Below are 9,835 nucleotides of genomic sequence, written 5' to 3' on the forward strand. Positions count from 1 at the left end.
GACTTCCTGTGACAACGCCCAGCTCACAGCGCTGGATCGTGCCCTAGCATCTGGCGCGTGCCGCGCTCTCCTGTACCACCCCTCATGCCTCACGCGCCCCCGCTCGGCGCCCTCCTCCGCCATTACGCCGCCGGGTCCGCCCTCGCCTGTGATCCCGTCGACCAGGGCCTGCTCAACCGCGGCTACCGGCTCCGCACGACCCGCGGCCGCTACTTCCTCAAGCACCACTTCGACCCGGAGACGGCCGCCCCCGAGGCGATCGCCCGCCAGCACCGCGCCACCCAGCGCCTGGCCGCCCTCGGCGTCCCGGTCGCCCCGCCCTTCCCCGCGCACGACGGCCGCACGGTCGCGGTGGTCGGCGGCCACACCTACGCCCTCCACCCCTGGATCGAAGGCCGCCACCGGCACGGCGCCCAGCTCACCGCCGAGCAGTGCGGTCGGCTGGGGGCGCTGCTGGGTGTGGTGCACGCGAGTCTGGAGCGGGTGATGCCGCTGCAGGGTCGCGAGCGGGGTCGTCAGCGGGGCCGCCAGTGGGTCCGTCAGTGGACGGAAAAGGGTGCGCGGGAAGGCGGAGGCGCACGAACCGGCGAAAGCGCCCCGCACACCGAGCCACGCACGCCACTACCCGCCCGCCATGCCGAGACCGCTGAGCCCGTCTCCCCCGGCGCGAACCCCGCCGACGCCGGTGCCGACCCCGCCACCACCTTCGCCCTCATCGACGACCTCCTCGCGCGTGTGCGCCGGCACCGGCCCGCCGACTCCTTCGACGAGCTGGCCCGCCACCGGCTCCTGGAGCGGCGGGCGCTGCTCGAACAGCACGTGGGACGGCGGCCTCCGCACAGCGGACCGGTGGGATGGGTGCACGGGGACTTCCACCCCTTCAACCTGCTCTACCGGGGCGACGCCCCCGCCGCGATCGTCGACTGGGACCGGCTCGGCGTGAAGCCCCGCGCCGAGGAGGCCGTACGCGCCGCCGCGATCTTCTTCGTACGACCCGCGGGGACGCTCGACCTGCCGAAGACGCGGGCCTACGCGCGCGCGTACCGGCGTACGGCGGGAGCCACGCCCTCGGAACTCGCGGCGGCCGTGCACCGCGTGTGGTGGGAGCGTCTCAACGACTTCTGGATGCTGCGCTGGCACTACGAGCGCGGCGACACCCGCGCGGACCCCCAGTTCCCGGCGGCCTCGGCGCTGGTGGTGTGGTGGACACGGGAGTACGACGCGGTGTGCGACGCGTTCGCGGGCTGAGGCGGGGCCCGCAAACAGCACGCGCGCGTGGCGCCCGTTCCCGGAGCCACGCGCGCGTGAGGCGTCGCGGTCGGTCTAGGAGTCGCCTCCGCCGTCGCTGCCGCCCGCGCCTCCTACGAGGCCGCCGTCACCGGTCGGCACCGCCGTGTTCGTGGGCTCCGCCGTGTTCGTGGGCTCCGCCGTCTCGGACGGCTGCGTCGCGGTCGCGGACGGCTGTGTCGGCGTGGCCGACGGCGTGTAGGAGGGCGTGTACGACGGCGTGTAGGACGGCGTGTAGCCGGAGTCGCCCGAGGTGCCGCTGTTGTCCGTGGACGTGTCGGTCTCCTCGCTCGTCGCCTCGTCGCTCGGCGTCTCGCTGGCCGTCTTGTCGTCGGTGCTCTGCGAGGTGGTCGGCGAGACGGATTCGCCGGTGCCGCCGCTACTCCCGTCTCCGCCGGTGTGGTTGAGCGCCAGGGCGACGCCCGCCGCGACGGCGATCACCGCGAGGACGGCGAGGATCCACAGCTTGCCGCGGCCGCTGCCCCGGTTGCCGTGTCCCTCGAAGCCGCCCTCGTCGCCGCCGCCGTAACCGGTGGGCAGGATCTGCTGCGGGATCTGGGTGGTGCCGGAGGCGGCGCCGGGGTGCGGCAGCACGCTGGTGCTCCCGAAGCCCCCGGCGGGCGTGCCGCGGCCGTCGTGCGCCGTCACCGGGCCGGTGTTCCAGGTGCCGGTGTGGCCGCCCTGGTCGTACAGCATCTGCAGGCCGTACTGGACGAGCCCGCGCATCTCCTCGGCCGTCTGGAAGCGGTCGTCCGGCTCCTTGGCGAGCGAGCGCATGACCAGGCCGTCCAGCTCCGGCGGGACGGCGTCGGAGACCTGCGACGGGGGCGTCGGGATGTCCTGGACGTGCTGGTAGACGACGGACAGCGGGGTCTCGCCGGTGAACGGCGGCCGCAGCGCGAGGAGTTCGTACAGCAGACAGCCCGTCGCGTACAGGTCGGAGCGGTGGTCGACGGCCTTGCCGAGGGCCTGCTCCGGGGAGAGGTACTGCGGGGTGCCCATGACCATGCCGGTCTGCGTCATCGTCGTGGACGCGCCGTGCAGGGCGCGGGCGATGCCGAAGTCCATCACCTTGACCGCGCCGTTGTGCGTGATGATCACGTTGGCGGGCTTGATGTCGCGGTGCACGATGCCGTGCTGGTGCGAGTAGGCGAGCGCCTCCAGGACCCCGGAGACGATGATCAGGGCCTGCTCGGGCCCCGGGGCCTCGGCGTTGAGCAGCAGATCCCGGATCGTCCGCCCCTCGACGATCTCCATGACGATGTACGGCACCGACTGGCCGCCCACGAAGTCCTCGCCGGAGTCGTACACGGCGACGATCGCGTGGTGGTTGAGGCCGGCCACGGACTGGGCCTCACGTGTGAAGCGGGCCTTGGAGATCGGGTCCTCGGCCAGGTCGGCGCGCAGCAGCTTGACCGCCACGGTGCGGCCGAGCCGTACGTCCTCGGCCGCGAACACCTCGGCCATACCGCCCCGGCCGAGTCTGCGGGTCAGCCGGTACCGGCCGTCCCCCACCAGTCCGCCGTTACCCCACAGCTCCGGCGCATCTGACATTCCGCCGCCAGTCGCCTCGGGGTCGGACGGGCCCTGAGCGCGCTGCTGCTGTGCCATCGGTCCTCGCCGTCGTTTCTGCCCGCGGTGCGCGCGGTGTTGTTACGGTCTCCGTCGGCCACGCTACAGCCTTCACGCAAGCCGCCGGTCCGGGATGAGCCCGGGGACCGGCCCGAGACGGACCGGACGTCAAATCTGTACTACGTCTCGGCGTGCACATTCTGTGTACCGGCCGTAGGGCCGCTGTAACGCCCGCACGACCTTTCTTTCGCGTACGGTCACGGAACGGGCACCCGCTCCGCCGGGACGACGGAACGGACTCCGTGGCCAAACTCACGAAGAAGAACCCGAACGAGCGTTTCCGACCTGCGGCTCCCCACTCGCGACTTCCCAGCGGTGACTTCCCAGCGGTGACTTCCCACCGGTGACTTCCCAGCGGCGAGATGAAGGGCCCGGCAGCGTCGGCTGCCGGGCCCTTCTTTGTCGGGGGTTACAGGTATGGTCCGCCCGAACGGCCGCCCGCGCGCGGGTCACCGCCGTCCTCCTGGCCGCCGACACCCGGCGGGAGGGCGCGGCGCATCGACTCCAGCTGGGCCCGCGCGGCCATCTGCTGGGCGAACAGGGTGGTCTGGATCCCGTGGAAGAGTCCCTCGAGCCAGCCCACCAACTGGGCCTGCGCGATCCGCAGTTCCGCGTCGCTCGGGGTCACGTCCTCGTTGAAGGGCAGGGAGAGCCGCTCCAGCTCCTCCACGAGCTCGGGGGCCAGACCGTCCTCCAGCTCCTTCACCGAGCTGGCGTGGATCTCCTTGAGCCGGGCCCGGCTGGCCTCGTCGAGAGGAGCCGCGCGCACCTCTTCGAGCAGCTGCTTGATCATGCTGCCGATCCGCATGACCTTCGCGGGCTGCTCGACCATCTCCGTGACCGGGACCTCCCGGGAGTCGTCGTCACCCCCGCCGCCCAGTGCCATCCCGTCCTGGCCCACGACCAGGATCTGGGGACTTTCCGGCGAACCTTCGTTCCTCGGCATCTCCATGCCGCCATTCTCTCGCACCCGTACACCTCACCGTTGGGGTGCCCCCACTGTGCGCTGATCCACCGTTCCCGGAGCGGATCGCCCCCATGGAGTCACTCGGAATGCCGGTCCTTTGCCGAAATGCCAGTCTTGTCCCGTGACTCCCTGGCTACGCGCGACAGTACTGGCGATCGTGGTGGGCGCGAGCGTGACGGTCCTGCCCCGGGCCGACCTGGCGTACGGCGCCGAGCTGACGCGACGCGTCCCGGCGGCGGGCACGTCCGCCTCCGCCTCCGCCACGCGGTCACCGGTCTCGGTACCGGCCCACGAGGCCCTGCGGAAGCCCGCACGGCCGTACGCCACCGGGCCCGCGCCGCACGACACGCCGGCCGCCCCCTCCGGCGCCCCGCCGAGCCGGATGCCGGCTCATGGGCCGAGGCACTCCGTCTCCCCGTCCGCCGCCTCCCCGTCCGCCGTCTCCCCGCGTCCCCCGCGCGAGCACGGTCCGGAGCGCGCCTCCCCCTCGGCCTCCCTCGCGCCCTCCCCCTCGGAGGCCACCCCTTCCCGTGCCGGAAGCCGTGCGGGTGAGGGACGGGAGCGGCCGGGGCGGCCCGAGGAGCCGGAGGCGCAGAACGCGGACGCGGACGGTACGGCGTCCAGGGGGACCGACGCCGGCGACGGCGACCTCACCGCCGTGTCGGAGCCGCCCCCGCAGAGCCCCGTGGCCCGGCCGTCACACCCCGCGCAGCGGCCCGTGGCCGGGTCCAAGGTGTTCATCCTGCCGCTCGGCACCGGGCTGGTGCTGGTCGGACTGGGACTCGGGCTCGGCCTGTTCGCGCTGCGGGTACGGCGCTCCTAGGGCCGTAGCAGGGCGCCTAGGACCTGACGAGGAGGACCTTGCCGATGTGGCCGCTCTCCTCGACGACCCGGTGCGCGGCGGCCGCGTCGCTCATCGGCAGCTCGCGGTCGACGACGGGACGGATGTGCCCGCCGTCCAGCAGCGGCCACACATGCTCGCGTACGGCCGCCACGATCGCCGTCTTCTCGGCCGTCGGCCGTGCCCGCAGCGAGGTCGCGCTGATCGCGGCGCGCTTGTTCAGCAGCGTGGCGATGTCCAGCTCGCCCTTGACGCCGCCCTGCATGCCGATGATCGCGAGCCGTCCGTTGACGGCGAGTGCCTGGACGTTGCGATCGAGGTACTTCGCGCCCATGTTGTCGAGGATGACGTCGGCGCCCGCCCCGTCGGTGGCCTTTCTGACCTCCTCGACGAAGTCCTGCTCCCGGTAGTTGATCAGGACGTCCGCGCCGAGCTCGGCGCAGCGGTCCAGCTTCTCCCGCGTGCCCGCGGTCACCGCGACCTTGGCGCCCACGGCCTTCGCGAGCTGGATCGCCATCGTGCCGATGCCGCTGGAGCCGCCGTGCACCAGCAGGGTCTCGCCGGGACGCAGGTGGGCGACCATGAAGACGTTCGACCAGACCGTGCAGACCACCTCGGGCAGCGCGGCCGCCCGCTTCAGGTCGACGTCCTTGGGAACGGGCAGCAGCTGCCCGGCCTGTACGGCGACCTTCTCGGCGTATCCGCCGCCCGCGAGCAGCGCGCACACCTCGTCGCCGACGGTCCAGCCGGAGACGCCGGGGCCGATCTCGGCGATCCGTCCGGAGCACTCCAGACCGGGGTAGGGGGAGGCGCCGGGCGGGGGGTTGTAGAAGCCCTGGCGTTGCAGGATGTCGGCGCGGTTGACGGCCCCGGCCACCACCTCGACCAGCACCTCGCCCTCGCCGGCCACGGGGTCCGGCACCTCGCTCCAGACCAGCGCCTCGGGTCCACCGGGTTCGGGAATCGTGATCGCATGCATGCGCTCGACGCTACTCCCCGCCCGGAAAAATCCGTGCACCACCGATGAGTTCGCGCGACGGTAGTGACCGGATCCGCGTTCCGGACCCGCGTTCAGCCCTGCGGGAGCGGGCGGACGCCGGGTGCCACCTGGCTGCCCGGCGTCGCCCGCACGATCGTGATCAGCCGGTCCGTCAGCTCCAGCGTCCCGACGGCCGGATCGTCGTACCCGAGCACCCGGTGCCCGCGCAGCACACTCACCACCAGGTCGTCCGTCTCCCGTGGCTTCCTGCCCACCTCGGCCTTTATGACCGGCCGTTCGACGATGTCGAGCCCGCTGCCCTGCTGGATGAGGTCCTCCATCACCATGCCGGCCGCGGGGCTCAGCACCGACAGTCCGAGGAGCCGGCCGGCCGCGCTGGCGCTGGTGATGACGGCGTCCGCGCCGGACTGCTTGAGCAGCGGCGCGTTCTCCTCCTCGCGTACCGCGGCCACGATCTTGGCGCCCTTGTTGAGCTGGCGAGCCGTCAGCGTCACCAGGACGGCGGTGTCGTCCCGCTGGGTCGCGATGATGATCTTCCGGGCCCTGTGCACCTCGGCCTGCTTCAGCACCTCGCTGCGCGTCGCGTCCCCGACGACGCCCGCATAGCCCTCGGCGGTCGCGGCCTCGATCGCCCTGCCACTGGGGTCGACCACCACGACCTGCTCCTTCTTCAGGCCCGTCGCGCACACCGTCTGGATCGCGGAGCGGCCCTTGGTTCCGAAGCCGACGACGACGGTGTGGTCGCGCAAGGTGGACCTCCAGCGGTTGAGTCGCCACTCCTCGCGGGTGCGCTCGGTGAGGACCTCGAGCGTGGTGCCGACCAGGATGATCAGAAACAGCACACGCAGCGGCGTGATGACGAAGATGTTGGTGAGCCGGGCGGCATCGCTGACCGGGGTGATGTCGCCGTATCCGGTGGTGGAGAGGGTGACGGTCGCGTAGTACCAGGCGTCGAGGAAGTCGACCGATTGGTCCGAGTTGTCGTTGTAGCCGTCATGGTCTGCGTAGACGATCAGGGCCGTAGCCGCGAGGACCAGCAGGGCCATCAGCACCCGCTTGGCGACCTGACGGAACGGGTGCTCCACCACTTTGCGCGGCAGCCTCACCTTGTGGGTCACGAGATGCTCGTCCGCCTGGCGGGCGATCGCGTCATGGCCCGGAAGTTTCACGTGAAACACACCCCGATCCCGGCGGACGCCCAGGGCAGATCGAGCAGTTCGGCCTCCTGCCCCGGCCGGGCACCCCCGGGCGGTACGACGGCGAGGGCGTCGGCGGCCGCGATGCCCCGCAGCATGGCGGGACCGTTGTAGTGCAGCGGGATCGCGCTGTCACCGCGCAGGACGACCGGGACGAGCCGGGTGTCGTAGGGGTGACCGTGGGCCCCGTCCCTCAGGGGCAGGGTGTACGGCTCCGGGGCCGGGCGGGCGGCCAGGGTGCGCAGCAGCGGTTCGGCGAGCGTGAGCAGGCCGGAGACGGCGGCCAGCGGGTTGCCCGGCAGGCCGACGAGGTGCTGGTTCTCCTTGGTGCGGGCCAGCAGCATGGGGTGCCCGGGGCGCACCTTGACACCGTCGACCAGGAGTTCGGCGCCGATACGGCGAAGGATGGGGTGGACGTGGTCGACGGGCCCGGCCGCGGTGCCGCCGGTCGTGACGATCACGTCCGCCTTGGAGCCGGTGACCGCCTTGTGCAGGGCCTGGGCGGAGTCACCGAGCCGGCGAACCGCGGTGACCTCGGCGCCGAGCGCGCGCAGCCAGGGCGGGAGCATGGGGCCGAGGGCGTCCCGGATCAGACCGTCGCGCGGAGTGCCCTCGGTGAGCAACTCGTCGCCGAGGACGAGGACTTCGACGCGGGGGCGGGGGACAGCGGTGACGGTGTCGTACCCGGCGGCCGCGGCAAGGCCGAGGACAGCCGGGGTGGCGAGGGTGCCGGGCGGCAGGAGCTGGTCGCCGCTGCGGCACTCCTGGCCGCGCGGGCGGATGTCCTGGCCGTGCACGACCTCCCGGGTGGCGTGCAGCCGGCCCTTCTCGTCGGTCTGCCCGTGCTCGCTGCGCAGGATGGCGGTGGTGTCCGGGGGGACGCGTGCGCCGGTCGCGATCCGGATGGCCTCGCCGTCGGTGAGGGGCGCGGGCTCGGCATGCCCGGCCAGCACGCCCTCGTCCCGTACGGCCCAGGGCCCGGGTCCCGCGACCGCCCAGCCGTCCATGGCCGAGGTGTCGAAGGAGGGGAGGTCGGTGAGGGCGTCGAGAGGGGCGGCCAGGGTGAGTCCGAGAGCGTCCTCGAGCCGTACGGAGACGGGGGCGCGGTGGGCAGTGCGGGTGACCACGCGGGCGGCCCGGGCGGCGATGGCGCGGGCCTCGGGCCACGGGGTGGCCTTGTGGCGGACGTCCGGCCCGGCTGCTGCCGGGCCCGAGCCCTGGGGCGGCGGGGCGGGAGGGCGGTGAGACCCGGGATGGCCCATGCCGTTGTCCTCTCTCACCAGGGCCAGCGCCTCCTCGACGTCGAGATCGTCGGCGTCTTCGGCGAGGCCCGCGGAGTCGCCGGCGCGCACGGACCGGGCGGACCGGGCGGTCATCCGGCGTCCGGGCGGGTGTCCGGGGCCCCGCCGGGCGCGGCGGCCGTGTCCCCGTCGGCCTCCTCCGCCCAGCGCAGGGCCAGGGCCGCGGCCTTGCGGGAGGCCTCGGCGACCGCCTCGGGGCCGCCGCCCGCCTGTGCGGCGGCGTAACCGACGAGGAAGGTGGTCAGTGGTGCCGCGGGCCTGGCCACGCCGTGCGCGGCGTCACGGGCGAGGTCGAGCAGCACGCCGGTGTCGACGTCGAGGTCGATGCCCAGCTCGTCCTTGACTGCGGAAATCCATTCGTCCAACACGTGCCCATGCTCCCTGATGCGTGCCCTGGCGGTGGCGATGTCGTCCCAGGTGTCGCAGTCGAAGGACGCGACGGGGTCGGGGACGCGGGTGAGATCGAGCGCGGCGGTCAGCCGGCGCAGCGGAAGGCCGGTGAGAGCGCCGTGCTCCTTGGTGAGTGCGGCGAGTTCGTGGCGCAGTGAGGGCGTGCGGTACGCGGCCACCAGCGGCTGGTCGCGGCCGTCGGCGTCGGTGAGCAGCACGCCGTCGGCAGCGCCCGTGCGCAGGACGGTCAGCAGCGTTCGTGCGGTGCCCTCATGGAGGAAGGGCAGGTCGGCGGAGAGAACGAGCACGTACCGCGCCGTGGTGTGGCGCAGGCCGGCGTCCAGGGCGGCCAGCGGACCGCCGCCGGGCGGGTCCTCGCGGGCCCAGGTCACCGGCCGGGCGGTGGGGCGGGGGTCGGCGACGACGACGGTGGTACCGGCGTCGGCGCAGGCCGCGAGGACGCGGTCGAGCAGGGCCCGTCCGCCCACCCGCACACCGGGCTTGTCCGCACCGCCGAGCCGCCGGGCGGCACCCCCGGCGAGCACGACCACGTCGTACACAGGACCGGCGTGCGGGGCGCGCGGGGGCTCGTTGGAGGTCACCCCCCGAGTATGCGTGCCGTCGCGATCACAGGGAACGTGCGGCGGCGCCGCGATCGGGGGTGGCGTGCCGACACCACGCTCGCGGCGGGCGGGTGCCGGCGCCGCGAGCGTGGTGTGCGGGTGCCTCGGTCACAGGGTGCGCAGCAGGACCGCCGGCTGTTCCACGCAGTCCGCCACATACCGCAGGAAGCCGCCCGCGGTGCCGCCGTCGCACACCCGGTGGTCGAAGGTGAGCGAGAGCTGGACGACCTGACGCACCGCCAGCTCACCCTCGTGCACCCACGGTTTGGGAATGATGCGGCCGACGCCGAGCATGGCCGCCTCGGGGTGGTTGATGATCGGCGTGGAGCCGTCGACACCGAACACGCCGTAGTTGTTCAACGTGAAGGTGCCGCCCGTGAGTTCCGCGGGGGTGAGGGTGCCGGTGCGGGCCGCCTCGGTCAGCCGGGCGAACTCCGCGGACAGCGACTCGGTGTCCCGAGCGTGCGCGTCCTTGACGACCGGCACGACCAGTCCCCGCTCGGTCTGCGCGGCGAACCCCAGATGTACGGCGTCCAGGCGCACGATCTCCCTGGCCGCCATGTCGACGGTGGAGTTGAGCTCGGGGAACCGGGCGAGG

9 protein-coding genes are annotated in these 9,835 nt (G+C 73.1%); 2 read left to right on the plus strand and 7 right to left on the minus strand.

The annotated features are described in order from the left end of the window. The first annotated feature begins 84 nt into the window (after positions 1 to 84). Entirely contained in the window at positions 85 to 1,248 is a 1,164-nt protein-coding gene (locus tag ACFVYN_RS17055) for a phosphotransferase (RefSeq protein ID WP_389998701.1), read from the plus strand. A 75-nt stretch (positions 1,249 to 1,323) separates the two neighbouring features. Here ACFVYN_RS17055 and ACFVYN_RS17060 read toward each other — a convergent pair whose 3' ends face one another. Together ACFVYN_RS17060 and ACFVYN_RS17065 are read right to left on the minus strand one after the other, a co-directional pair. Next, the gene (locus ACFVYN_RS17060; RefSeq protein ID WP_389998704.1) at positions 1,324 to 2,898 is read right to left on the minus strand and encodes a protein kinase; all 1,575 of its coding nucleotides are present in this window, start codon (positions 2,896 to 2,898) and stop codon (positions 1,324 to 1,326) included. Between the two features lie 430 nt (positions 2,899 to 3,328). Continuing rightward, a complete protein-coding gene (locus ACFVYN_RS17065; RefSeq protein WP_352387303.1) occupies positions 3,329 to 3,871 on the minus strand; it encodes a bacterial proteasome activator family protein in 543 nt (180 codons plus the stop codon). A 136-nt stretch (positions 3,872 to 4,007) separates the two neighbouring features. Between ACFVYN_RS17065 and ACFVYN_RS17070 the strand changes: the two genes are divergently transcribed. After that, a complete protein-coding gene (locus tag ACFVYN_RS17070) occupies positions 4,008 to 4,709 on the plus strand; it encodes a hypothetical protein (RefSeq protein ID WP_389998707.1) in 702 nt (233 codons plus the stop codon). Between the two features lie 16 nt (positions 4,710 to 4,725). Here the strand turns inward: ACFVYN_RS17070 and ACFVYN_RS17075 are convergent, their stop codons facing one another. The 5 genes from ACFVYN_RS17075 to ACFVYN_RS17095 all read right to left on the minus strand — a co-directional run. After that, positions 4,726 to 5,706, minus strand: coding sequence for an NAD(P)H-quinone oxidoreductase (locus ACFVYN_RS17075; RefSeq protein WP_389998710.1), 981 nt, complete (start codon positions 5,704 to 5,706; stop codon positions 4,726 to 4,728). Positions 5,707 to 5,798: 92 nt separating this feature from the next. After that, a complete protein-coding gene (locus ACFVYN_RS17080) occupies positions 5,799 to 6,896 on the minus strand; it encodes a potassium channel family protein (RefSeq protein ID WP_389998713.1) in 1,098 nt (365 codons plus the stop codon). Then, complete coding sequence (locus ACFVYN_RS17085) at positions 6,893 to 8,299, minus strand: molybdopterin molybdotransferase MoeA (protein ID WP_389998716.1); 1,407 nt, start codon at positions 8,297 to 8,299, stop codon at positions 6,893 to 6,895. The genes ACFVYN_RS17080 and ACFVYN_RS17085 overlap by 4 nt, the downstream gene beginning before the upstream one ends. Further along, the gene (locus ACFVYN_RS17090; RefSeq protein WP_389998718.1) at positions 8,296 to 9,216 is read right to left on the minus strand and encodes an NTP transferase domain-containing protein; all 921 of its coding nucleotides are present in this window, start codon (positions 9,214 to 9,216) and stop codon (positions 8,296 to 8,298) included. The genes ACFVYN_RS17085 and ACFVYN_RS17090 overlap by 4 nt, the downstream gene beginning before the upstream one ends. Positions 9,217 to 9,345: 129 nt before the next feature. Next, positions 9,346 to 9,835, minus strand: a 490-nt coding sequence (locus ACFVYN_RS17095; RefSeq protein ID WP_389998721.1) for a 2-oxo acid dehydrogenase subunit E2, incomplete at its 5' end; no start/stop codon positions are given.

The sequence above is a fragment of the Streptomyces sp. NPDC058307 genome, from assembly GCF_042880295.1.
In the GTDB taxonomy this organism is placed as follows: Bacteria; Actinomycetota; Actinomycetes; order Streptomycetales; family Streptomycetaceae; genus Streptomyces.